The 23,128-nt window shown below is 67.7% G+C and carries 25 protein-coding genes; 18 read left to right on the top strand and 7 right to left on the bottom strand.

What is annotated here, in order from left to right:
* Positions 1 to 2: 2 nt before the first annotated feature.
* From EGH23_RS02580 to EGH23_RS02620, 9 genes are all read left to right on the top strand, one after another.
* Positions 3 to 269: an elongation factor 1-beta gene (locus EGH23_RS02580; protein WP_220578467.1), complete on the top strand. Its 267-nt coding sequence runs from the start codon at positions 3 to 5 to the stop codon at positions 267 to 269.
* Between the two features lie 153 nt (positions 270 to 422).
* Positions 423 to 716 carry a 50S ribosomal protein L21e gene (locus EGH23_RS02585; RefSeq protein WP_162316505.1) on the top strand — a complete coding sequence of 98 codons (294 nt, stop codon included), beginning with the start codon at positions 423 to 425 and terminating at the stop codon, positions 714 to 716.
* A 1-nt stretch (position 717) separates the two neighbouring features.
* The gene (locus tag EGH23_RS02590; RefSeq protein WP_220578468.1) at positions 718 to 1,074 is read left to right on the top strand and encodes an RNA polymerase Rpb4 family protein; all 357 of its coding nucleotides are present in this window, start codon (positions 718 to 720) and stop codon (positions 1,072 to 1,074) included.
* A gap of 88 nt (positions 1,075 to 1,162) precedes the next feature.
* A complete protein-coding gene (locus EGH23_RS02595; RefSeq protein ID WP_220578469.1) occupies positions 1,163 to 1,738 on the top strand; it encodes a DUF655 domain-containing protein in 576 nt (191 codons plus the stop codon).
* A 124-nt stretch (positions 1,739 to 1,862) separates the two neighbouring features.
* Positions 1,863 to 2,720, top strand: coding sequence for a 16S ribosomal RNA methyltransferase A (locus EGH23_RS02600; RefSeq protein WP_220578470.1), 858 nt, complete (start codon positions 1,863 to 1,865; stop codon positions 2,718 to 2,720).
* Between the two features lie 2 nt (positions 2,721 to 2,722).
* The gene (locus EGH23_RS02605; protein ID WP_220578471.1) at positions 2,723 to 3,367 is read left to right on the top strand and encodes a HemK2/MTQ2 family protein methyltransferase; all 645 of its coding nucleotides are present in this window, start codon (positions 2,723 to 2,725) and stop codon (positions 3,365 to 3,367) included.
* A 62-nt stretch (positions 3,368 to 3,429) separates the two neighbouring features.
* Positions 3,430 to 4,422, top strand: a complete 993-nt coding sequence (locus EGH23_RS02610) for a 5-methyltetrahydropteroyltriglutamate--homocysteine methyltransferase (RefSeq protein ID WP_220578472.1) — start codon at positions 3,430 to 3,432, stop codon at positions 4,420 to 4,422.
* An 82-nt stretch (positions 4,423 to 4,504) separates the two neighbouring features.
* Positions 4,505 to 5,578 carry a methionine synthase gene (locus tag EGH23_RS02615; RefSeq protein WP_220578473.1) on the top strand — a complete coding sequence of 358 codons (1,074 nt, stop codon included), beginning with the start codon at positions 4,505 to 4,507 and terminating at the stop codon, positions 5,576 to 5,578.
* Positions 5,579 to 5,922: 344 nt separating this feature from the next.
* Complete coding sequence (locus EGH23_RS02620) at positions 5,923 to 6,435, top strand: HTH domain-containing protein (protein ID WP_220578474.1); 513 nt, start codon at positions 5,923 to 5,925, stop codon at positions 6,433 to 6,435.
* Here EGH23_RS02620 and EGH23_RS02625 read toward each other — a convergent pair.
* The 4 genes from EGH23_RS02625 to EGH23_RS02640 form a co-directional block, all read right to left on the bottom strand.
* Positions 6,432 to 7,577, bottom strand: coding sequence for an ABC transporter permease (locus EGH23_RS02625; protein WP_236044593.1), 1,146 nt, complete (start codon positions 7,575 to 7,577; stop codon positions 6,432 to 6,434). The two genes, EGH23_RS02620 and EGH23_RS02625, sit on opposite strands and share 4 nt — an antisense overlap.
* Entirely contained in the window at positions 7,570 to 8,250 is a 681-nt protein-coding gene (locus tag EGH23_RS02630) for an ABC transporter ATP-binding protein (protein ID WP_220578475.1), read from the bottom strand. Before EGH23_RS02630 ends, EGH23_RS02625 begins: the two co-directional genes overlap by 8 nt.
* Complete coding sequence (locus EGH23_RS02635) at positions 8,247 to 9,725, bottom strand: COG1361 family protein (protein WP_220578476.1); 1,479 nt, start codon at positions 9,723 to 9,725, stop codon at positions 8,247 to 8,249. Before EGH23_RS02635 ends, EGH23_RS02630 begins: the two co-directional genes overlap by 4 nt.
* Positions 9,726 to 9,918: 193 nt before the next feature.
* Positions 9,919 to 10,929: a phosphotransferase family protein gene (locus tag EGH23_RS02640; protein ID WP_220578477.1), complete on the bottom strand. Its 1,011-nt coding sequence runs from the start codon at positions 10,927 to 10,929 to the stop codon at positions 9,919 to 9,921.
* Between the two features lie 122 nt (positions 10,930 to 11,051).
* Between EGH23_RS02640 and EGH23_RS02645 the strand changes: the two genes are divergently transcribed.
* Genes EGH23_RS02645 through EGH23_RS02655 form a run of 3 tightly spaced genes read left to right on the top strand, consistent with a single transcriptional unit; the run spans position 11,052 to position 13,920 of the window.
* Positions 11,052 to 11,546, top strand: coding sequence for a dihydrofolate reductase (locus EGH23_RS02645; protein WP_220578478.1), 495 nt, complete (start codon positions 11,052 to 11,054; stop codon positions 11,544 to 11,546).
* A 60-nt stretch (positions 11,547 to 11,606) separates the two neighbouring features.
* A complete protein-coding gene (gene folP / locus EGH23_RS02650) occupies positions 11,607 to 12,785 on the top strand; it encodes a dihydropteroate synthase (RefSeq protein ID WP_220578479.1) in 1,179 nt (392 codons plus the stop codon).
* 25 nt (positions 12,786 to 12,810) lie between these two features.
* Positions 12,811 to 13,920: a glycosyltransferase family protein gene (locus EGH23_RS02655; RefSeq protein ID WP_220578480.1), complete on the top strand. Its 1,110-nt coding sequence runs from the start codon at positions 12,811 to 12,813 to the stop codon at positions 13,918 to 13,920.
* 37 nt (positions 13,921 to 13,957) lie between these two features.
* Here EGH23_RS02655 and EGH23_RS02660 read toward each other — a convergent pair whose 3' ends face one another.
* Complete coding sequence (locus EGH23_RS02660; RefSeq protein ID WP_220578481.1) at positions 13,958 to 14,638, bottom strand: haloacid dehalogenase type II; 681 nt, start codon at positions 14,636 to 14,638, stop codon at positions 13,958 to 13,960.
* A gap of 117 nt (positions 14,639 to 14,755) precedes the next feature.
* Between EGH23_RS02660 and EGH23_RS02665 the strand changes: the two genes are divergently transcribed.
* Both EGH23_RS02665 and EGH23_RS02670 read left to right on the top strand, forming a co-directional pair.
* Positions 14,756 to 15,517, top strand: a complete 762-nt coding sequence (locus EGH23_RS02665) for an SDR family NAD(P)-dependent oxidoreductase (protein WP_220578482.1) — start codon at positions 14,756 to 14,758, stop codon at positions 15,515 to 15,517.
* Positions 15,514 to 16,512: a TIGR04024 family LLM class F420-dependent oxidoreductase gene (locus tag EGH23_RS02670; protein ID WP_220578483.1), complete on the top strand. Its 999-nt coding sequence runs from the start codon at positions 15,514 to 15,516 to the stop codon at positions 16,510 to 16,512. The genes EGH23_RS02665 and EGH23_RS02670 overlap by 4 nt, the downstream gene beginning before the upstream one ends.
* A 54-nt stretch (positions 16,513 to 16,566) precedes the next feature.
* Here EGH23_RS02670 and EGH23_RS02675 read toward each other — a convergent pair whose 3' ends face one another.
* A complete protein-coding gene (locus EGH23_RS02675; RefSeq protein ID WP_220578484.1) occupies positions 16,567 to 17,262 on the bottom strand; it encodes a 6-hydroxymethylpterin diphosphokinase MptE-like protein in 696 nt (231 codons plus the stop codon).
* 213 nt (positions 17,263 to 17,475) lie between these two features.
* Between EGH23_RS02675 and EGH23_RS02680 the strand changes: the two genes are divergently transcribed.
* The 3 genes from EGH23_RS02680 to EGH23_RS02690 are packed head-to-tail and all read left to right on the top strand — an operon-like array spanning position 17,476 to position 20,261.
* Positions 17,476 to 18,942 carry an alpha,alpha-trehalose-phosphate synthase (UDP-forming) gene (locus EGH23_RS02680; protein WP_220578485.1) on the top strand — a complete coding sequence of 489 codons (1,467 nt, stop codon included), beginning with the start codon at positions 17,476 to 17,478 and terminating at the stop codon, positions 18,940 to 18,942.
* A gap of 48 nt (positions 18,943 to 18,990) precedes the next feature.
* Positions 18,991 to 19,515: a DUF8114 family protein gene (locus tag EGH23_RS02685; protein ID WP_220578486.1), complete on the top strand. Its 525-nt coding sequence runs from the start codon at positions 18,991 to 18,993 to the stop codon at positions 19,513 to 19,515.
* On the top strand, positions 19,512 to 20,261 hold the full coding sequence (locus EGH23_RS02690) for an RNA methyltransferase (RefSeq protein ID WP_220578487.1): 750 nt from the start codon (positions 19,512 to 19,514) through the stop codon (positions 20,259 to 20,261). Before EGH23_RS02685 ends, EGH23_RS02690 begins: the two co-directional genes overlap by 4 nt.
* Positions 20,262 to 20,297: 36 nt before the next feature.
* Here EGH23_RS02690 and gatE read toward each other — a convergent pair whose 3' ends face one another.
* A complete protein-coding gene (gatE, locus tag EGH23_RS02695; protein WP_220578488.1) occupies positions 20,298 to 22,175 on the bottom strand; it encodes a Glu-tRNA(Gln) amidotransferase subunit GatE in 1,878 nt (625 codons plus the stop codon).
* 163 nt (positions 22,176 to 22,338) lie between these two features.
* Here gatE and EGH23_RS02700 point away from each other — a divergent pair, with 163 nt between their 5' ends.
* Positions 22,339 to 23,127, top strand: a complete 789-nt coding sequence (locus EGH23_RS02700) for a hypothetical protein (RefSeq protein WP_220578489.1) — start codon at positions 22,339 to 22,341, stop codon at positions 23,125 to 23,127.
* The last annotated feature ends 1 nt before the right edge of the window (position 23,128 follow it).

Genomic DNA, 23,128 nt, shown 5'->3' on the forward strand with positions numbered 1-23,128 from the left:
CGATGGGGAAGGTAGCCGCCAAGATCAAGGTCATGCCGGAGAGTCCGGACGTCGACCTCGACGACCTCCAGGAGCGTCTCGAAGGGTCGCTTCCCGAGGGCGCGAAGATCAAGGGCTTCGAACGCGACGACGTCGCGTTCGGTCTCGTCGCCCTCTTCCCGACGGTCATCATCCCGGACGAGTCCGGTGGGACCGACGCCGTCGAGGAAGCGTTCGCGGACGTCGACGGCGTCGAATCGGTCGACGTCGACACCGTCGGCCGCCTGTAAGCGACTGGCTCCCGTTTTCGCGTTCATCGACCGACCAGTGACGACTGCGCGGGGGCGACCGCGTCGACCCCGCCGGCCGCGCGGGTCCTCGGCCCCACTCGCGGACGGAGAACGCACGTTTTATTACGGCGACCGGATAAGCGATGGGCAAGAATGCCTAGTTCAAACGGTCCTCTCGAAGGAACTCGCGACAAGCTCAAGAACGACGCCCGAGAACGTGGTACGTCCCCGCCCCAGCGCTCCGTCGAGCAGTTCGAGGAGGACGAGAAGGTCCACCTGAAGATAGACCCCTCGGTCCCCGACGGCCGCTTCCACCCGCGGTTCAACGGCCTGACCGGCACCGTCCTCGGCGAGCAGGGCACGGCCTACAAGGTCGAGATCGTCGACGGCGGCAAGACGAAGACGGTCATCGCCAAGCCCGCGCACCTGCGTCGGCAAGAGAACTGAGATGACCATCTTCAAAGCGAAGGTCGACGAGGAGTACCTCACCCTCGCCGAGACCAAGGCGGTACTCGAAGACCTCGAAGTGGAGCGAGCGGCCGACGAGGACCGCGAGATGCGCTACGAGCTCAAGCGGGCCATCGAGCACGTCAACCGCTTCGCCCTGCTCGATCCCGAGGAGTCCCGCGAGTTCGTCTCGCAACTGCGGGAGCTGGAGAAGGTGGACGAGCCGACCGCCTACAAGATCGCGAACCTGCGGCCCCTCGACCGGGACGAACTGCGCGCGGTCTTCGCCCAGGAGCGGTACACCCTCTCGGGCGACGAACTGGACGAGATTCTCGACGTCGTCAGGCAGTACGCCTGATAGAGACTGCGGGGCGATCGTACGGCAGTCTCCCGTTTCTATCCGTTCATCCACGGCCATTAAGTGTACTCTCGTCGTATCGCAGTGCATGACCAACACGGAGAGCGGTGGTGACGAGATGGTCGCGGCGGTCCTCGATCTCCTCCCGCGCGGACGGAGCGACGACGACCGACCACAACACCAGAAAGAGCCGCTCGCGTTCGTTCTCGATATCGATGAGTTCTATCTCTACGAGCTCGTTCTCGACGACGACCACGACGTCTCTATCGGCGACCGGATCGACCTCACGGCGTTCGGTCGGGTGAACGAAATCGAGTACGAGGACCTGCCGAGCAGCGCGCAGTCCGAGCTCGACTACGCCGTCGAAGAGATCGTCGAAGCCGACGAGAAGCGGTTCGTCGACTTCTACAACGACGCCCAACCCATCACGCTGCGGCTCCACCAGTTGAACCTCCTGCCCGGCATCGGGAAGAAGCTCCGGAACACCATTCTCGACGAGCGAAAGCGCCAGCCCTTCGAGAGCTTCGAGGAACTCGAAGAGCGCGTCGGCGGTCTCCACAACCCCGAAGAGGTGCTCGTAGAGCGCATCCTCGAAGAGTTGCGCGAAGACGATCTGAAGTATCGGACGTTCGTTCGCCGGAGCGAGCAAGGCGAGGCGGAGTGAGGGACGAACTCCGTCTCGTAGCGAAACGGGGAGTGAAACGACCCGCAGAGCAGGGCGAGGCCGATAGCTAAGTCGGCCCCCGAGTAGGCGACCTTTTCAACCGCCGACCGTTTACGGGTAGCCAATGACCGACACGCAGACCGGGCGTCGTAATCCCGACGCGCTCGTCCGCCGGGCGGGCAAGCGGGCCGACACCCGACAGGATCAGCACTTCCTCGTCGACGACCGAGTGCTCGACCGCATCCCCGAGTACGCCGTCGAGGCGGGCGTAGACCTCTCTCACGTCCTCGAGATCGGGGGCGGCCCCGGCGCGCTGACCGACCGACTGCTCGGCCACGCCGAGGGAGTGACCGTCGTCGAGCGCGACCCGGACTTCGCGGCGCATCTCCGCGAGGAGTTCGCCGACGAGCGAGCGGCCGACCGGCTGACCGTCCTCGAAGGCGACGCGCTCGACGTCTCGCTGCCGGAGTTCACGGCCAGCGTCTCGAACCTCCCGTACGGCGCGTCCTCGGAGATCGCGTTCCGACTCCTCCCGCGGAAGCGACCGCTCGTCCTGATGTTCCAGCGGGAGTTCGCCGAGCGGATGGCCGCCGAGCCCGCTACCGACGACTACGGCCGCCTCTCCGTGACGGCGGGTCACTACGCCGACGTGGACGTCGTCGAGACGGTCCCCAAGGAGGCGTTCGACCCGCAGCCGCGCGTGACGAGCGCGCTCGTGCGGACGACGCCCCGCGAACCGAAGTATTCCGTCCCCGACGACGACTTCTTCATGGGCTTCCTGAAGGGAGTGTTCACCCAGCGCCGGAAGACGATGCGCAACGCCGTTCGGAACACCGCCCACATCTCCGGGCTGGGCGACCCCGACGCCGTCGTCGAGGCGGCCGACGAGGACCTGATGAGCGCCCGCGCCGGGAATCTCGCGCCGGCGGACTTCGCCGACCTGGCGACGCTGGCCTACGAAGTCGGCGAACCGGAGGCGTGAGGATGGAAGAGGGCGAGCGAACCGGCGACGCGGCCGGCGCGGACGGTCCGGACGACGCGACCGATACCGGTGGGCGGCCCGCGCTGGCCGACCGGCGCGACGTGGAATCGGTGTACCAACCGGCCGAGGACTCGGACCTGCTGGCGCGGGCGGCGTCCGAGCGGCTGGGCGCGGGCGACAGGGTCCTCGACGTGGGTACCGGGTCGGGCTACGTCGCGGCGACGATGGCCGAGGCGGGAGCCGACGCCGTCGGCGTGGACGTGAACCCGCTCGCGTGTCGGCAGGCCCGCGGGAACGGCGTACGGGTCGTCCGCGGCGACCTCCTCGAACCGTTCCGCGACGGCGTCTTCGACCTCGTGACGTTCAACCCGCCCTACCTCCCGACGCCGGAGGAGAAGGAGTGGGACGACTGGATGGAACACGCGCTCTCCGGCGGCGAGGACGGCCGCCGGCTCGTCGACCCGTTTCTGGCGTCCGTCGGTCGCGTCCTCGCACCCGACGGCGCGGCGCTCTTGCTCGTCAGTAGCCTCACCGACCCCGACGCCGTCCGCGAGTACGGCCGCGAACACGGGCTGACGAGCGAGCGGCTCGCGAGCGAGAAGCATCCGTACGAGGAGCTCGTCGTCCTGCGGTTTTCCGAAAAATAATTACCAATAAGCATTTTCTCGAATAGGAAATATTAAAGCCCGTCATTTCGTAGGCGGGCGCAATGACACAGATAGTCGCCACGACCCCCGGTCTGTTCCCGCTGCCGGACTGGGCCAAGGACGAACTGTCCGACTTGAAGGGGCACCAGAAGACCGACCTCATCAGCGGTGACGAGGGCGGAGAGATCACGCAGGCCTACGACCGCGCCCGCGAGGAAGTCGTCTCGCTCCAGCGGGAGGCGGGACTCGACCGAGTCGTGGAGGGCCAACTCCGCTGGGACGACATGCTCGCTCACCCGCTGGCGGTCCACGACAACGTGGAGACGCGCGGGATCGTCCGTTACTACGACAACAACAACTTCTACCGAGACCCCGTCGTGCAGGGCGACCTCACCGCCGACGGCGACGTCGCCGCCGAGCTCGACGCGGCCGCCGAACTCGTCGACGACGGACTGCAGGCGGTTCTTCCCGGCCCGTACTCGCTCGCGGACCTCGCCACCGACGAGCACTACGGCGACGACGCCGCCTTCCTCGACGCCATCGCCGACTTCCTCGCCGGCGAGGCCGAGCAGTTCCCCGACGTCGAGACGCTGTTCCTGCTGGAGCCGTCGCTGGTCGAGAACGCCCCCGACGACGGCGCGGACGAACGAGCCAGCGAGGCCATCGACGCCGTCGCCGACGCCGTCGACGCCGACGTCGTCGCTCACACCTACTGGGGAGCGATCGAGGAGAAGGTGTACGCTCACCTGATGGACGCCGACGTCGAGGCCATCGGCTTCGACCTGATTTCCGACCACGACCAGAACGTCTACAACGTCCAGGAGTACGGCACGAAAGACGACGTCGCGCTCGGCGTCGTCGACGGGCAGAACACGCACGTCGAAGCGCCCGAGACCATCCGCGACCGCATCGACTGGTTCGAACAGCAGACCAACACCGTCTACGACACCGTCTACGCCACCGCGAACACGGAGCTGTTCTATCTCCCCGTCAACAAGTTCGCGGACAAGCTCGAATCGCTTGCGAACGCGACGACCCTGGAGGTGGAAGCATGACTACTGATAGACATTCCGGTTCACTTCGTTGCACGGACTGTGACTATCAACGTCTTGCGAACACCAACGAGGTGGTGTTCGCATGACCGGACCACGCGAGCAGTTCCGACCCGAGGATCACCCGAACGACCACTTCCTGCTGACGACAGTCGTCGGCTCCTACCCGAAGCCGAAGTGGCACGACCGCGCCCGCGAGATGTTCGAAGCCGAGGACGCCGACTTCGGCGAGAAAGAGTGGGAGGAGTCGAAGGACGACGCCTCGCGGCTCATCACTCACGAACACGAGCGCTCGGGTCTCGACGTCATCTGCGACGGCGAGATGCGCCGCAACGAGATGGTCGAGTACTTCGCCCACCGCATCGACGGCTACGAGTTCAACGGCCGCGTGAAGGTCTGGGGTCACAACTACTTCGATAAGCCGAGCGTCGCCGACGAGGTCGAGTACGGCGAACAGTGGCTCGTCGAGGAGTTCGAGTTCACCGACGAGGTGGCCGAGCGCCCGGTCAAGGTGCCCATCACCGGCCCCTACACGCTCGCCAACTGGTCGTTCAACGAGGTCTACGACAGCGAGGAGGAACTGGCCTACGAACTGGCCGACCTCGTCAACGAGGAGATCGAGGCGCTGGTCGACGCCGGCGCGCGCTACATCCAGATAGACGAACCGGCGCTGGCGACGACGCCAGACGACCACGCCATCGTCGGCGAGTGTCTCGAACGCATCGTCGACGACGTGCCCGAGGACGTCCGTCTCGGTCTGCACGTCTGTTACGGCGACTACTCGCGCATCTACCCCGAGATTCTGGAGTACCCGGTCCACGAGTACGACCTCGAACTCGCCAACGGCGACTACGAGCAGATCGACGTCTTCAAAGAGCACGAGTTCACGAAGGACTTCGCGATGGGCGTCCTCGACGCTCACACGGCCGAAGTCGAATCCGTCGAGGAGATAAAGGAGAACATCAAGAAGGGACTGGAAGTCGTTCCCCCGGAGCGGCTCACCGTCTCGCCGGACTGCGGCGTGAAACTCCTGCCTCGCGAGGTCGCCTACGGCAAGATGGAGAACATGGTGCAGGCGGCCCGCGAGATCGAGGAGGAACTCGACGCCGGCGAGATCGACGTCGTCGCGAGCGGTGCGGAAGCGAGCGCGGACGATTGAACCGGTGAGCGGTCTCGGCCGCGAACGGTCGAGCGGACTCCGTTTCGTTGCATCGCTTCGATCGGCCGATGGTCTCTATCGACTAACGCGTTGTGTGAATACGCGGGCCGTGAGAAGCGTTACCGAAAATTCGACGAAAGCCGAAATTACTATCGACCATCGACCACAATAGATTCAGGTAGATTGTCATTTACTGCCAAGAATTGTTTCAGATAGATCGCCGTTGTAGCGTTCTTTAGCGATTCTTAGACCTGGTATCTCACGTAGGAATCAAAGTGAGACAAACGATGACACTCTGGGAAAGAGTTTAGTCACTCTCGGGTGTTGAATCACAACGAGAAAACATGACTGACGATATACACCTCCGGGCGGAACTGTACCTTCGCGGCGACACGTACGGCACGTTCGACGCCCAACAGCAGGTCCTGAACCGAGTCAAGCGACTCGAAGCCAACGGCGTGTTCACGGAGTCGATGGTCGCCGGGGAGTGGCAGCGGATCCGGACGATGGCCGAGGACAAACGTTCGGGTGCGCTGGCGACCTACGAGGAGTTCCGCGACTGGGCCGAGCGCAACGCCACGTCGCTGGAACCGGCCTTCGAGCGACGGATCCGGAGCTACGTCGGCCTGGACCGCGTCGACGACGTCGTCGTCTTCCCGGTCGTTTCGCTGGCGATCTACGACGACACGCAGTTAGAGGCCGTCTTCCCGTGTACCGACGGCGACCACACCTACACGGTGGGCGACGCGCTGGACGCCTTCGAACGCGGCGACGAGGAGTGGCTCGCGCAGTTCGACACCGTCACCGTCGGGCGCACCGAACCGTGGCTCGAACCCGGCGTCGAGACGACGCCTTAACCGCGTAGCGCTTCGACCGGTTCTTCGCTGGCGGCTTTCCACGCCGGATAGAGGCCGCTCAGGATGCTCGTCACGACGCCGAAGCTGAACGCCGCGAGCAGGTACCACGCGTTGGCCATCCGGAAGACGACCATCGCGTCGCCGACGGTGTAGTGGTTGATGGCCAACCCGGCGACGAGGCTGATGAGGACGCCGACGAGTCCGCCGATGACGCCCAGGAGCGTGGCTTCGGTCAACATCACTTTGAGCACGTCGCGTTTCTGATAGCCGACCGCGCGCAGGACGCCGATCTCCTCTCGGCGTTCGACGGTCGACATCAACATCACGTTGAGGATGGAGATGCCGGCCACGAACAGCGAGATAGAGGCGATGCCGACGAGGACGGTGTTGATGATCTGGAACTGCTGTTCGATGAGGTCGACGATGCTGCCGAACTCCGTCACGGTGACCCGCTCCTGTCGGCCGTTGAGCGACTCGCGGATCGCCATCGCCGTCTCGTTGGCCTGTGACCCCGACTGAGCGGTGATGTACACCTGCGAGTAACCCCGTTCGTCGAAGCTACTGGCCGGGAGGACGAGCCTGTTCGCCGGATTGAGCGGCGAGAACGCGTCGCCCGATTCGAGCACCGCGCGCACCCGGACGGCGCTCCCGTTGACGGCGATAGTGCTTCCCGGATGCAAGTCGTGTTGCTCTGCGAGGGCGCTACCGACGAGCGCGCCCGACCGGAACGGCTGCGGGACGCGTCCCTCGGTAGCGTTGTACACCTCCGCCGGGTTTCGAAGCCCGTACACTAACTGCGTCGTGTTCCGATCGCGGTCGAAGGCGACCGGCTGGACGCCCTGCTTGACCGGTGACACCGTCGCGTCCGGTCCCGCGGCGCGTCTGATGTCTCTGATATCCCGTTCCGAGAGCGAATCGAAGCCCGCCTCCTGATTCGGCGAGACGGTCAGCTGGTTGCCGACGCCGCCGAGGTTCTGCGTGAAGGAGTACTGGAGCGCGACGCCGAACATCCCGAGCGACGCGATGGCGACGACGCCGATGACGATGCCGAGCGACGCCAGCAGCGAGCGCATCTTCGTCCGCGTGAGATTCCGACTCGCCATCAGCGCCGCCGGGAAGCGGCGATACAGCGGCTCAAGCATCTATCATCTCCTTGCCGATGGTGCCGTCGACGAGGTGGACCGTCCGGTCGACGTACTGGTTGACCAGTTCGTCGTGAGTCACCGCGACGATGGCCACGTTCTCCTCGTCGGCGATGCGGCTGAACTCGTCGAGGATCTGGCGGCCGGTCTCGCGGTCGAGGCTGCCGGTCGGCTCGTCGGCGAGGACGATCTTCGGGTCGTTGATGAGCGACCGGGCGATGGCGACGCGCTGTTTCTGCCCGCCGGACAACTGGTCGGGTCTGTGGTCGAAGCGGTCACCGAGGCCGACCCGCGTGAGCAGGTCGCGGGCGCGGGCCGCGCGGTCGGGGTCGCGGTCGAACAGGCGCGGGACCTCGACGTTCTCGACGGCGTTCAGCGTCGGCAGGAGGTAGAAGTGCTGGAAGACGAACCCGATGGTCCGCTTGCGGAGGGCGGTTCGCTTGCGGTCGCCGAGGTCAGTCACGTCTCTTCCGTTCAGGATGACTCGCCCCTCCGTCGGCGTCGCCAGCAGGCCGAGGACGTTGAGCAGGGTGGACTTCCCGCTCCCGCTGGGCCCCATGATTGAGACGAACTCGCCGGCTTCGAGCGTGAAGTCGATACCCCCGAGGGCCTCAAGCGTCTCGCCGCCGGTCCGGTACCGCTTGACGATGTTCCGGGCGTCGATGACAGTCATATGTCGTCGGGTTCGTCGGAGCGACGGGACCAGCGGATGAGGATGCCGGCGACGACGACGACCGCGACGGCCCCGACGGCGAGTATCGGGAGCAGGCCGCCGCCGTCGTTCGATTGGGCCGGCGTCTGTACCGGACCGCTCGACGTCGCTCCGGTTTCGACGGCGAACGTCCGTTGCTTGCGGGTCCCGTCTACGAGATACGACACCTGTACGGGGACCGAGGATACGTTGCCGGTCGTGCGGGCGGTGACGTCGAAGGAGACGAAGTCCGACGAGGGGACCGTCCCGACGAAGTAGTCCTTGTTCGGTTCGACCGGTTCGACGTTCTCGGTGGGGACGACGCCGACGATGACGCTGTTAGCGCTCGACATCCCGACGTTACTCGCGCTTCCGCTTATCTGGAGGTGGCCGCCCTCTCGGGTGACGGAGACGCCGGTCAGCCGGATCGCGCCCGGGACCGAGCGGAGCTGCGCGGTCGTGCCGGCGCTTCGCTGTCGCGTTCCGATCTCGTAGCTCGCGTCGACCGCGACGTCCGCGCTCCCCTCCGACATCGTGGCGTTGAGCCGAACCCGCTTCGAGGAGCCGGCGGGTACCGACGAGACGATGGCCCGCTGGAACGTCGCGTTGGCCGACGAGGCCGTGACGACCACGTCCTCCGCGGGCGCGTTCCCCTGATTGATCACGTCGACGGCGAGGGCGCGGTCGGTGCCGGTCCCGACGCCCGAGGCGTCGAGGACGACGCCCTCACGGAGTTCCTCGGTGCGAATCGTCTGCGTCCGCGTCACGGTTCGGTCCGTGCCGCCGGGGACGGTGTAGGAGAGCGTCGCTTCGAGTTCGTGTGCTCCCTCGCTCTCGGGGCGGAACCGGAACGGGGCCGAGGCGGTGTTCCCGGCGGGGAGCGTCGCCAGCACGGTCCGGTCTTCGAGCATCGTGACGCCGTCGCCGGAGACGGTTATCTCGACGTTCGAGACCGGGGTGTCGAGTCCGTTCGCCACGGTGACGGTCCCGGAGGCGGGGACGCCGGAGACCGACTCGTTGGCGCGGACGTCGAGCTGCGGGTGGTTCTCCTCGACCGAGAGCGATATCGGATAGCGCAACTGGACGGACGCGTTCGTGTTCGCGTTCTCGCCGTAGACGATGAGTCGGAGGTTCCGCGTACCGGCTTCGTCGAAGGTGTGGGTCAGCGGGACCCGTATGTCCAACCCCGGGGATATCGTTCCGACGTCCGTGATGCGTTCGTACTCGGTGATCCCCTGCCCCGAGGCCTTTCTAATGGCGATCGCGTTCACCCGTAGCGGCGCGGTACTCGACTGGGCGTTCCGAACCGTCGGCGTGAACGTGATCGACTCGCCGGGTGCCGGGGAGCCGGGCGAGACGGTGACGTTCGATACCGACGCGTCGACGCCCGCACCGGCGACCGTCATCGGGACGATGGCGACGCTCGCTATCAGTACGAGCGCCGTCAGACGACGCATCGTCCCTCCCTCGCCGGTCGAACGTTCGTTCGAGGATCAGGCTGGAGGACGACCTCACGACAGATGGGGACCTGTTCCATGTGGTCCCGTCCATCCGACTACGATTTATAACTGGTGAAAGTATCGCACCGATACCGCGAAATTTTCTGTGAACGACGCTATCGTCGGCCGTGATATCGGCCGGAGACGGCTCTCAGAGGGGGACTCCGCCGAGCAACCGCTCGAACTGTTGGCGGTACTGGGCTTCGGCACGGGCCTGTGCCAGGCCGGACTGCTCGGCGAAGGCGGCCTCGAACCCGGCCATCCGCCACAGCAGCGTCGAGAGCTGATACAGCGGCCGGCGCTCCTCGTACCCGTCGACGAACGCCATCGGTCGCTGTTCGAGATAGCCGTCGTGAAACTCCCCGCGGAGCCGCTCGCGGATCTCGGGGTCCCGAAACGACGAGTCGATGAAGAGGAACTCCGTCTGTGCGAGGTTGTACTCGGGGAGGGCCGCCAGCACGTCCTGCCAGTCGAGGACGGCCGTGATCGGCTCGTCCTCGGGGTCGAACAGGAGGTTCGCCGGGCGGAAATCGTCGTGGACGAGCCGCGGCACGCCGTCCTCGGGGACGAGGTCCAGCGCCGGCTCGATACGTTCTTCGGCCCGTTCGGCCACGTCCGCGAACGGCGTGTCGTCGAGCCGCGAGAGGTGCGTCCGGGTCAGCGTCTCGAAGTACTCGCGCCAACTACCCATCCAGTCCCGGACGATGAGTCGGCCGTCGTGGAGGTCGAGGCGGCCGAACGCCTCGAAGCCGATCTCGGAGTGCATGTCGCCCAGGATGGTCCCCGCCTGCCGCATGACGCGTTGTCGGTTCTCCGTCGAGAGGCCCGCGAACTCCTCGGCCAAGTTCTCTCCGCGGACGCGCTCGGTGACGAAGTAGGGCCGGACGTCCATCTCGGGGTCCTCCTTGAAGACGAGGATGCGCGGCACCGGGACGTCGGTGCGGTCGGCGACGTACTCGTGGAGCTTCGGTTCGACGGCGAAGGGCACGTCGCCCGCCGGTTTGAACTTCACCACGACCTCGTAGGATTCGCCGCCGTGCCGGAGCGTCACCATGTAGACGTCGCTCTGGTGGCCGCCCGTCGGCGTCTCGAACGAGAACCCCTCGTAGTCGGGACCGGACTCGTCGAGCACCGCTTCGATGTCACGTTCCGGTGTCGACACTGCAAGCGGGTAGGATAGAGGGCTAAATAAAAGTGTCAGTCGGTTCACCCCGCCGAACCGGCTGGCGGCGAGTCCGGTTCCGTAGCCGACACTCGCTTGTCGACGTAGGCGTAACCCCACGCATGCCCGAACTGACGCTGATCGCCGGCGTCGCCCGGACCGGTGCCATCGGCGACGGCGAGACGATCCCGTGGTACTACGAGCAAGACGAGACGCAGTACAAGGAGCGCGTCGCCGGCCATCCCGTCGTCGTCGGCCGGCGGACCCACGAGGGGATGAGTCGAATCCGCGGGACCCACCCCGTCGTCGTCACTCGAAACCCCGACGAGTACGACGAGGACGGAGCGACTCACGTCTCGACGGTCGAAGGCGCGATCGACGCCGTCGCGGCGCATGACGACCGAGGGTACGTCATCGGCGGGCAGGCCGTCTACTCGATGTTTCTCCCCTACGCCGACCGGGCGCTCGTCTCCGAACTGCCGGAATACGGCAACGGGAGCCGCGTCTTCCCTTATCTCGGGACCGACTGGACCGTCGTCGACCGCCACGCCTACGACGCCTTCGACGTGGTCGAGTACGTCCACGACGACCCGCGCTCGCCGCCGAGCGGCGAGTGAGAGGGGCGCACCTCCGCCGATATCATCAGCCCTTAGCTACTCCGGCCCGTTCGGACGGACATGCAAACGGTCGAGGCGGCAGGGTTGGGCATCGGTGACGACCACCCGCCCCGTATCATGGGGGTACTGAACGTCAGCGAGGAGTCACCGTACGACCCCTCGGTCTACGACGACCCGGGCGAGGCCGCCGCGTACGTCGACGAGGAACTCGTCGGGGAAGGGGCCGACATCGTCGACGTCGGACTGGAATCGGCGAACAAGCGCCTGGACGTGCTCACGCCCGAGCAGGAACTGGCGCGGCTCGACACCGCCGTCGAGACCATCGAGTCGGTGAGCGGCGACGCCGTCTTCTCGATCGAGACGCGCTACGCCGAGGTCGCCGACGCGGCGCTGAAGCGGGGGTTCGACATGGTCAACGACATCTGCGGCTTCGCGGACCCGGAGATGCCGGCGGTCTGCCGGGAGCACGACGCCGCCGTCGCCAAGATGGCGAGCCCGCCGGACCTCGCGCGCCCCGGCGCGGTCGAGGAGACCGACTGGGAAGCGGTCCGCTCGCCGGAGTGGACCGAGCGGGCCGATTACGTCGACGAGATCTACGCGGCGTTAGAACAGAACGGCTTCACCGACAAGACCATCGTCGATCCCGCCTTCGGCGGGTGGAGCGAGGCCAAGACTCTCGAAGACGACCGCGAGACGTTCCGCCGCCTCCGGGAGTTCCGCGGTCACGGCCGCCCGATCCTCGTCTCCATCAACCGCAAGAACTTCCTGAAGACCATCGCCGACCGCTCGACGGAGGAGGCGCTCCCGGTCAGTCTCGCCGCCACGTCGATGGCGGTCGAACGCGGCGCGCACGTCGTCCGGACCCACGACGTGGCCGAGACGCGGGACGCGGCGCTCGTCGGGAAGGCGTTCACCGAGCGCTCGCGCGTCGTGCGAGACCGCGTCACGGTGAGCGAACTCGACGTTCGCCGACCGATGGAGGTCGCTCGCCACCTCGAACGCATCGGCGCGGACGGGGACGCGAGCGAGGCGTACGTCGGCCGGGTCTTCGAGGTGAGCGGACTCGACCCCGAATCGGTAGACGAACTGTTGGCCGTCGCCGAGGAGACGGCCCTCGTCGTCCGAGCGGGAGACAGCGGTCTCCTCGTCGGCGGTCGCCTCGACGCGCTGCGGGAGGCGGCGGCGCGACTCCCGGAGACGACGGCGTTCGACCCGCTCGCCGAGGCGTTCGACCCGTGACCGACCGACCGCCGGAGGCGAACTGATGGACTACGCACAGGAGCGGATCACGACGCTGCACGATCTGACCGACCCGACGCCGGACGCGCCGGTCACCGAGAGCGCCGTCGTCGTCCCCATCGCCGGCGAGACGGAGGCGGCCGTGACGCCCGCCCACGTCTTCGAGACGCTCGCGGCGGTCGGACCGAGCGAGGTCGTCGTCCCGCTTCGAGCGCCGCGAGCGGTCGCCCTCGCGTTCCGAGAGTGGGCGAGCGAGTTCGCCGTCCCGGTGACGGTGCTGTGGTGTGACTCCCCGCTGCTAGAGACGCTGCTCGACGAGCGTGGCTTGGGCGGAACGACCGGCAAGGGGCGGGACGTCTGGCTCGGCCTCGGCGTCGCCGCGAGCCGCGCCGAGTACGTCGCGGTCCACGACGCCGACGCGACGACGTACGCCGAGAAGCACGTCCCCCGGCTGTTGGCTCCGCTGACGATGGGCCACGAGTTCGTCAAGGGCTACTACGCGCGCGTCGAGGACGACCGGCTGTACGGTCGCCTCGCGCGGCTGTTCGTCGCGCCGCTTCTGCGCGCGCTGGAGGACCGCCACTCGGACCCGCTACTCGGGTACCTCTCCGCGTTCCGGTATCCGCTGGCCGGCGAGTTCGCCGTCACCGCCGACGCCGCGCGACGGATTCGCGCCCAGCGAGCGTGGGGGCTGGAACTGGGGATGCTCGGCGAGGCCTACGACGTGGCCGGCGAGACGGGAACCGCACAGGTGGACCTCGGTATTCACCGCCACGACCACCGGCCGGTCGGCGGCCGCGGCGGCCTCTCGACGATGGCGACCGAGGTCGGCGAGGCGCTGTTTCGCGTCCTCGAAGACGGCGGCGTCGTTCCGGACTACGGGACGCTCCCCGGGGCGTACCGAACGGCCGCGAACCGCTACGTCGAGCAGTACGCCGCGGACGCGGCGTTCAACGGCCTCGACTACGACCCCGAGGGGGAGCGCGCACAGATAGCGGAGTACCGAGAGAGCGTCCAGCCGCCGGGACCGGACGACCGGCTTCCGGCGTGGACCGACATCGGTCTCGCGCCGTCGGCGGTCGTCGACGCCTCGCGGGACGCGCTCGAACGGCGTCGCGATAGCTCGTCCGGGTGACCGCCGACGGGCGGTCCGCCCCGTCCATTCCCGCCGCTCAGTTCAACTCGTCGGCGAGGTCGTGGAACGACCCGATAGTCAGGTCCGGTTCGCCGGCGAAAGACTCCCACGGGCCGTCGTCGCGGTTCACCCACACGCCCTGCGCTCCGGCGTGCATCGCGCCGTAGACGTCGTAGTACCCCGCCGTGACGTGGGCTATCTCGTCGATGGGCGTCCCGGTCCGCGCGGCGGCGTGACGGTACAGTTCCGCGGCGGGTTTGAACGTCCGAATCTCGTCGGCGCTGACGGTGTCCTCGACGAGGTCGCCGATGTCGGCGTGGGCGACCATCGACTCCAGCATCTCGGGGTTGCCGTTCGAGACGACGTAGAGATCGTAGCCGGCCTCGGAGAGGCGATTCATCCCGTCGCGCACGTCGTCGAACACGTCGAGTTCGTGGTACACCGCCAGGATCTCGTCGCGCTCCGCCGCGTCGAGGCCGACGCCGTGGGCCTCCAGCGCGTACTGGAGCGCGTCGCGGTTCATCTCGTAGAACGGCTGGTACGCGTCGACGGCGTTGGCGACGAACGTGTACGCCAGCGACCGAGAGCGCCAGAGCCGCGAGACGGGCTCCGGGTCCGGGACGCGTTCTCGTAGCGCTTCTTCGGCCGCTTCGACGTCGACGATCGTACTGTAGGAGTCGAACGTGACCGTCGTCACGGCGTCGGGGTCGAAAGGCATCGGACGCCGGTAGGCGTGCGAGTCGGATAAAGAACCGGCAGGGAATTGAAATCCGTTTCAACGGCCCGGCTCGGACGCGCCTGTGGGTTTATGGCACACGCGGCCGGAGTGCGGCCCATGTCTGGCAGGTTCAGCGTCGACGGACCGGCGGTGGTCACGGGGGCGTCGCGGGGTATCGGGCGGGCCGTCGCGGAGACGTTCGCGGCGGACGGGGCCGACGTCGCCGTCTGTTCGCGCGACGAGAGCGAGATAACCGCGGCGGCGGACGAAATCAGCGACGAGTTCCCGGGCGACGCGATCGGCGTCGAGTGCGACGTCCGCGAGAGGGAAAGCGTCGGGGCGTTCGTCGAGGCGGCCGTCGAGGCGTTCGGCGGGCTCGACGTACTGGTGAACAACGCCGGCGCGTCGTTCGTGTCGTCGTTCGAGGACATCTCCGCGAACGGGTGGCAGTCCGTCGTCGACGTGAACCTCACGGGCACCGTCAACTGCTCGCAGGCGGCGAGCGACCACCTCGACGGCGGCAGCGTCGTCAACGTCGCCAGCGTGGCCGGCACGGACGGCGCGCCGTACATGAGCCACTACGCCGCCTCGAAGGCGGCCGTCGTCAACCTCACGCGCACGCTGGCCTACGAGTGGGCCGGCAGGGACGTCCGCGTGAACTGCGTCGCGCCCGGATACGTGGCGACGCCGGGTCTCGAATCCCAGATGGGCATCAGCGCCGACGAGGTAGACCGGGAGTCGGTCGACCGCAACGTCGGCGTCAGCGAGGAGATCGCCGACGCCGTTCGGTTCCTCGCCAGCGACGCGGCCTCCTTCGTCACCGGCCAGACCCTCTCTCCGCGCGGCGTGCCGCCGATAGAGGAGACCCCGGAGCTATGACGGACCGAGACGTCTACCTGCCCGTCGCCGCACAGCCCTCCGTCGAGACGCTCGTCGGGATGAGCCAACTCGCCGAAGCGAGCGGCTACGATCGGGTCTGGCTCCCGGAGACGTGGGGCCGGGACGCCGTCACGACGCTCTCGAGCGTCGCCGAGCACACCGACGAGATCGGTATCGGCACCTCGGTGATGAACGTTTACTCCCGGTCGCCCGCGCTCATCGGACAGACGGCGGCGACGTTACAGGAAGTCTCTGACGGTCGCCTGCGGATGGGTATCGGACCGTCCGGCCCGATCGTCATCGAGGGGTGGCACGGCGTCGACTTCGAGCGACCGCTCAAGCGGACCCGCGAGACCGTCGACGTCGTCAAACGGGTTCTCTCCGGCGAGACGGTGAACTACGACGGCGACATCTTCCAGTTGTCGGGCTTTCGCCTGCGCTGTGACCCGCCGGACCCGGTTCCGCCGGTCGACGCGGGGGGGCTCGGTCCGAAGTCGGTCGAACTCGCCGGGCGCTTCGCCGACGGCTGGCACGCCCTGCTGTTGACCGCAGACGGCGTCGCCGAGCGACTGGACGACTTCGAACGCGGGACGGAACTTGGCGACCGGGACCGTGACGACCAGCGCGTCACGCTCTCGCTGCCCTGCTGTGCACTGGAGGACCGCGAGCGAGCCAGAGAGCTGACCCGACAGCACATCGCGTTCTACGTCGGCGGGATGGGGACCTACTACCGGGACGCCCTCGCCAGGCAGGGCTACGAGGAGACGGCCGACGAAGTGGCCCAGCGGTGGGCCTCCGGCGAACAGGAGGCCGCCACGGCGGCCGTCGGCGACGACTTACTGGGCGAGATCGCCGTCGCGGGCACGCCCGAGGAGTGTCGAGACCAGATCGCCCGGTTCGAGGAGATCGACGGCGTCGACGCCATCAACGTCTCCTTCCCGCGCGCGGCCGATCGAGACGTGATCGACGCGACCATCGACGTGCTGGCCCCGTGAACGGAATTTTCACCCCGCCGCTTCGAGGGCCACTCGCGTCGCTCGTGCCCCTCGCTACCGGGGACTGACGAGTGGGTCGATGTCGCCTCGCCGCCCGTCGAGGATCGAGAAGCGTTCGTCGCGGCGGCGTTCGAGCCAGTGCAGCAGTCGCTCGGCCCAGTCGAGTTTCCGGCGTTTCTCCGGTGTCACGTCCGGGTCGTCGAAGTCCCACCCGACGAACGTCAACTGCCCGGCCCCGAAGTGGTCGGCGGCGAACGCGGCCCGGTCGCCGTCGGTGAACCCGCCGAAGTCGTGGACCGTCTCGGTCGGTGCGGCCTGCGTCGTCGGGACAACGAAGGCGGCGTCGTAGGTCGGGACGTGCTCTTCGACCGCGGAGACGTTGTCGCCGTGGGCGTGGACGAACACGGGCGTCCCCGCGCGCGTGAGGTCGCGGCCGGTCTCGGGGTTCTTATCGAGGTCGGTCACCATGCAGTCCACGGCGACGCCGGCCTCTCGGAGGCGGTCGGCGGCCACCGACGCGGCGACGACGACGTCGGCCTCGTCGGCTCGGTCGGTCTCGGATTCGAGCGAGGGACCCGCACCGGCGATAGCCACCGTTCTCCCGTCGAATCCCACGCCTTCTGGTCGGTAGGTGTCGGTTTCCCGCAACAGGTCGCCGAGCGCGTCTCGGGCGGCTTCGTCGCCGTCGCGGGGATAGCCGAAGTCGGCGAGGATCGCTTCGTATACCGGTTCCCACGTATGGAATTGCATAGTTGGTACTGCGAGCGTCGCGCCCAGATAAACCGGATTGAGCCGAAATGGCACGTCCGTGTACCCCTACCCGGGTGCCCTTTCGGCTTTCACGCCCGTATTTCGACCCCTCCGGTATAAGCTTTCTCTTACTGCCACCTGCTTGACGCCAATTCGCCACTTGTTCTCACCGCCGCGATAGCCCTAAGACGGCCACGGACGAACGTGAGAGCGATGAACCAGTCGAGTGCCGACGCGCTTCCCGAGTCGCTGGTCGTGGTCTCGAACCGTCAGCCGTACAGCCACGAGTGGACGGCGGACCCGGTCGAGGGCGCGATCACGACGGATGACGTCGCGGTCACGACGGCGACGGGCGGCGTGACGAGCGCGCTCGACCCGCTGATGCGCTCGCTCGGCGGGACGTGGGTCGCATGGGCCAGCGGCGACGCCGACATGGCCGTCGCCGACGAGGGCATCGTGGCGGTCCCGCCCGGCGAGGAGTCCTACGACCTCAAGCGAGTCCCCCTATCGGACGAAGAAATCGAGGGGTACTACCACGGCTACGCCAATCAGGTCCTCTGGCCGCTGTGCCACGAGGAGTCCGGACGGATCTGGGCGAAGCCGACGTACTGGGAGCAGTACCGGGTGGTCAACGAGCGCTTCGCCAAGGCCGTTCGTGACGTCACCGACCGCGAGGACACCGTCTGGTTCCAGGACTATCACTTCGCATTGGCTCCCCGTCGCGTGCGGACGGCGCGCCCCGACGCGACGCTGCATCACTTCTGGCACATCCCGTGGCCCGCACCGACGGTCTTCGACCACTGCCCTCGAGGCGAAGCGGTCCTCGACGGCCTGCTTGCCTGTGACGTCATCGGCTTTCACACGGAGTCCGACGCCGACCACTTCCGTCGCTGCGTCGAGGCCACCCTCTCCGACGCGACGGTCGACCTCGACGACGGCGTCGTCCGCTACGAGGGCACGGAGACGCGGGCGGTGGCCAACCCGCTCGGCATCGACGTGGCCGGTATCCGAAGCCGTGCCGAGAACGCGGACACCGGCGCCGTCCGTCGCCAGCTGCTCGGCGATACGGTGCCGGACCCGTCGATTCCCGTCGTCGTCGGCGTCGAGCGGCTCGACTACTCGAAGGGGATTCCCGAACGCATCGCCGCGCTCGATCACCTCTGGGAGCGCCGTCCGGACCTCCGCGGGGCGTTCACCTACGTCCAGAAGGCCAGTCGGACCCGGGAGGGGATCGCCGACTACCGGCGGTACCGACAGGACGTGGTCGCCGAGATGCAACGCATCAACGAGCGGTACGGCACCGACGACTGGCACCCCGCCGTCTACACGGAGCGGCGGCTCTCCGCCGAGACGCTCGCCGGCCTCTACCGAGTGGCCGACGCGGCGCTCGTGACGCCCCACCGGGACGGAATGAACCTCGTCGCGCACGAGTACCCGACGGCCTGCGTCGACGGCGACGGCGCGCTCGTCCTGAGCGAACTGGCCGGCGCGGCGACGCGACTCGACGGCGCGCTCACCGTCAACCCACACGACATCGCCGAGATCGCCGACGCGCTCGAACGGGCGCTCGAACTCGACGAGCGCGACCGCCGCGACAGGCTCGACCGCCTGCAGGCGAGTATCGAGGCGCTCGACAGCACGAACTGGGTCGAGCGCCAGTTCCGGGCCGACTCCGGCTGAGGCGACCACATCGCGCTCTTTTAGTCTCGCTATCGACTACCGCCGCCCATGGCGAAGGTCAACATCGGGCTACGGGGCTGGCGGTTCGACGAGGAGGTACTGAACGAGGAGGGCCGGATTCGGCCGCTGGCGACGCTGGAACCGGAAGTGCGCCAGCGCCTCCTCGTGCTGGCCGACCGGGTGGTCGACCCGTGTGACGCCTGCTGGTTAGAGTACGGCGACGGGCAGATCGAGGAGTGCAACGTCGCCGAAGTCATCTACGGCGAACCCGGCGGCGAGGTCGTCCTCTGTTCGGTCCACGAACCGGACTTCCTCTACTGGTTCCGCGAGGCCGGCGGCGACGAGTACGCCGGCGACCTCGAACTGCAGGAGGCGTTCCACCAGTGGTTCCTCGACGGCAACCGCGCGCCCGACGGCTACGAGGGGCTGGAACACGTCGACGAGAACCCGACGGCGCTGCCCGACGCGCCGACTCGCTCCGAGGCCGTCCCGAGCCTCGAAGAGGAGCTCCAGGAACTCGACGACGAGGAGAAGACGGCGATGGACTTGGACTTCAGCGACCTCGACGTATGATCTCGGTCGCCGTCGTCGACGCCGAGACGCCGGGAAACGTCGGCACCATCGCTCGGTCGATGAAGAACTTCGGGCTCTCCGAACTGCTGCTCGTCGACCCGCCGGAACTGGACCCCGACGGGGAGGCCTACGGGTTCGCCGGGCAGGCCCGCGAGGACATCCTGCCGAACGCCCGCGAAGTCCCCTTCGACCACCTCGCCGAGAACTACCACACCGTCGCCTGCACCGCCACGACGAACGAGGACGCCTCCAACCACGTCCGCTACCCCGCGAAGACGCCGGCCGAACTCGCCGACTCGCTGCGGGGCGTCGAGAGCGACACCTGCGTCGTCTTCGGCCGCGAGCGCGTCGGCCTGACGAACGACGAACTCGCTCGCCTCGACGAGCTCTGCTCGATACCGGCGAGCGCCGACTACCCGGTCCTGAACCTCGGGCAGGCCGCGACGATCGTCCTCTACGAGCTTCGCGAGCTGACCGTCGAGCGCGACCAGCACCCCGAGGAGCTCCACGCTCGGGCCGACGAGCGGGCCGTCGAGGGACTCCACGGCGAGTTCGAGCGGTTCCTCGCCGCCAGCGGCCATCCCGAGGGGAAACGGCCCAAGACCCGACGCCTGTTCCGCCGGTTGCTCGGCCGGGCGCATCCCACCGGCCGCGAGACCCGCACGCTCAGAGGCGTCTTCCGGAAAGCGCGACAACGGATCGAACGCGCCGAAAGCGCCGAGAGCGCGGAGAGCAGAGACGGATAGCTGGAGAGCGGAGAAAGGAGCCAGTAGACGTGCCGCTCAGGCTCTCTTCTGTATCTCCTCGCGCAACACGCTGCTGACAGTGTCGCCGTCGGCCTTCCCGCGAAGAGCGCCCATGCACTCGCCCATGAGGCCGGAGAACGCGCCCATCCCCTCGGTCTCGACCTGTTCCGCGTTCCGCTCGACCACTTCCTCGACGGCCTCGCGGACCTCGCTCTCGTCGACGCCGCCTAAGTCCTCCTGTTCGACGGCTTCCTCCGCCGAGAGGTCGGGGTCCTCGGCGAGCGCCGCCAGCAGGTCCTCGATGCCCTCCCGCGGGACCTCGCCGCTGTCGACGAGCAGGATAGTCTCTCGGAGGTGGTCGTCGGTCAAGCGCTCGACGGGCACGTCGTCGCGGCGGAGTTCGGTCAGCGTGGATTCGAGCGTCCCCGCCGCCAGCGTCGCGTCGACGGCGTCCTGCCCGACGAGCGACTCGAACAGCGGCCACCGCTGGCCGTAGGCGACCTGCTCGGCCAGGCCGGAGTCCAGACCGAACTCCTCCTCGTAGCGCTCGACCTTCTCGGTCAGCAGTTCCGGCGTCTCCACGTCGGTCACGTCGGGTTCGACCGGCGGCACGTCCGTCTCGGGGTACATCCGCGCGGCACCGGGTAGCGGCCGGAGATACCGCGAGGTGCCGTCCTCCAGTGCGTCCCGGGTTTCCTCGGGCACGCAGGAGAGTGCCGTCTCGGCGCGTTCCGCGACGGCGTCGATAGCGAGGTCCGCCGTCTCGGGGTCGTCGGCGACGATGGCGACGGCGTCCTCGGGACCCGCGCCGACGGCCTCCCGCAGCGCCTCGACTTCGGCCTCGGTGACGCCGTAGGCCGGCAGTTCGTCGGTGTGGAAGATGCCGCCCGCGCCGTGGCGCTTGGCGTGGTCCGAGAACTCCGTCCCGAGGCGGCGGTCGGGCTGGAGCTCCCGACCGACGAGGCCGTCGAAGCCGGCGAGGAGAACGGCCTGCACGCGCCCGCCGCCGTCGAGCGCGCCGCGGATGACGCCCGACTCGGTGTCCTCGAAGGTGTCGGTCACGTCCTGCGGGTCGCCGACGGTCGCGCCGCGCTCGTCGAGTTCCTCGGCGATGTCGAGCAGTTCGACCTGCCGGCGGACCTCGTTGCGCACCAGGTCGTCGATGTCGTCGAGGCTCTGGACGCCCTTGAGTTCGATGCGCGCGCCCTCGGCGATGGAGACGTTCACGTCCTGCCGGATGGTCCCCAGCCCTCGCTTCACCTTCCCGGTCGAGCGCAGGAGCATCCCGATTCGCTCGGCGGCCTCGCGGGCCTGTTCGGGCGAGCGGATGTCCGGTTTCGTCCCGATCTCGACCAGCGGGATGCCGAGGCGGTCGAGCGAGAAGCGGACGCCCTCTTCCGTTTCCTCGACGCGCTGACAGGACTCCTCCTCTAAAAGCATGTCCTCGATGCCGACCTGCCCGTCGCCGGTTTCGATCGCGCCGTCGTTGGCGACGAGCATCGACCGCTGGAAGCCGGTCGTGTTCGACCCGTCGACGACGATCTTCCGCATGACGTTCACCTGGTCGACGACGCTCATGTCCATGAGCTGACCGATCTCCATCGCGGTCTCCATGGCCTCCCGGTCGACGCGGTGCGGCGGTTCGTCGTCCTCCTCGACCAGACAGGTGGTGTCGTAGGCCAGATACTCGAACTCGCGGTCGACCATGCTCTCTTCGAGCGCCGCGTCGTCTATCTCGCCGAGTTCGCTCTTGGTCGGGTGGAGATAGCGGGTGAAGCGCCGGCCGGACTCCTCCGGTTCGCGCAGTTCCGTCGGGCACTCACAGAACAGCTTGGTCGCGGTGTCCAGTTGCTGGTGTATCTCCAGTCCGGCCACCAGTCCCAGATCCTCGTAGTCGAAGTCGGCGGCAGTCATTGTCGGATGGTCCGGGACCGGGGGGCAAAAAACGCTCCCTTCATCGGGACTGGTGTAACTGTTCCCGGGGATTCGCCGACACCGGACGGCGAGATCCGGAGACGACTTACAGCAGTGCCGATCAGCCCCTCGCGCTTTTGCCTCTCGCGCACTTGCCTCGGGTGTGCGCCGGCAGTCCGCCCTCCTCGTCGGTCTGCTCGCGGTGACCGCCGGGTGCAGCGGCCTCTCCGGGTTCGGCGACGCCCCGCGCTCGCAGACGGTCACGCCGGCGCCGGTCCCCGACCCGCCGACGGCGACCCGGGCGCAGATGGATTTCCCGCCCGGCATCGACGAGGACGGACTACACCGGGCGGACGTTCTCGCGACGGCGCACCGACAAGCGCTGCAGAACCGCTCGTACACCTTCTACGAGCGGTATCGGCGAACGACCGAGACGCCGAACGGCACCGTCGTCCTCGCCCGCAACGAGACGACGCGAGTGGCCAGCGCGAAGCGGTATCTCCATCACCTGCACCGGCAGCGGTATCTGGACGACGAGCCGGTCGCCGGCTACCGACAGACCACCTTCGCCGACGGCCGGCGCTGGTACGAGCGCAGCGACGACGGCGACGTCACCGAGACCGGCGGCCGCATCCGGTTCACGCAGGACCAGTTCGCCTACGAGGCCGCGTTCTACATCGAGGAGTACGCGGCCGTCCCGCAGAGTCGAACTCGGGTCGTTCGACGAGACGGACGGCGGTTCTTCTGGGTGACCGGGTCCGGCGGAACTCCGCCATCTAGATCCGCCGTGCAGTCGTACCGAGTCTCGCTCCTCGTCGACGCCCGCGGCGTCGTCCACCGACTGGAGGTTCACTACCGGACGGAGACGGACCGGGTGACGTACAGCTTCCGATACCGCAGGTTCGGCAGCACGGGCGTCTCGACGCCGCGCTGGGTGGACGGTATCGACTGAA

The sequence above is a fragment of the Haloarcula nitratireducens genome (assembly GCF_019599505.1).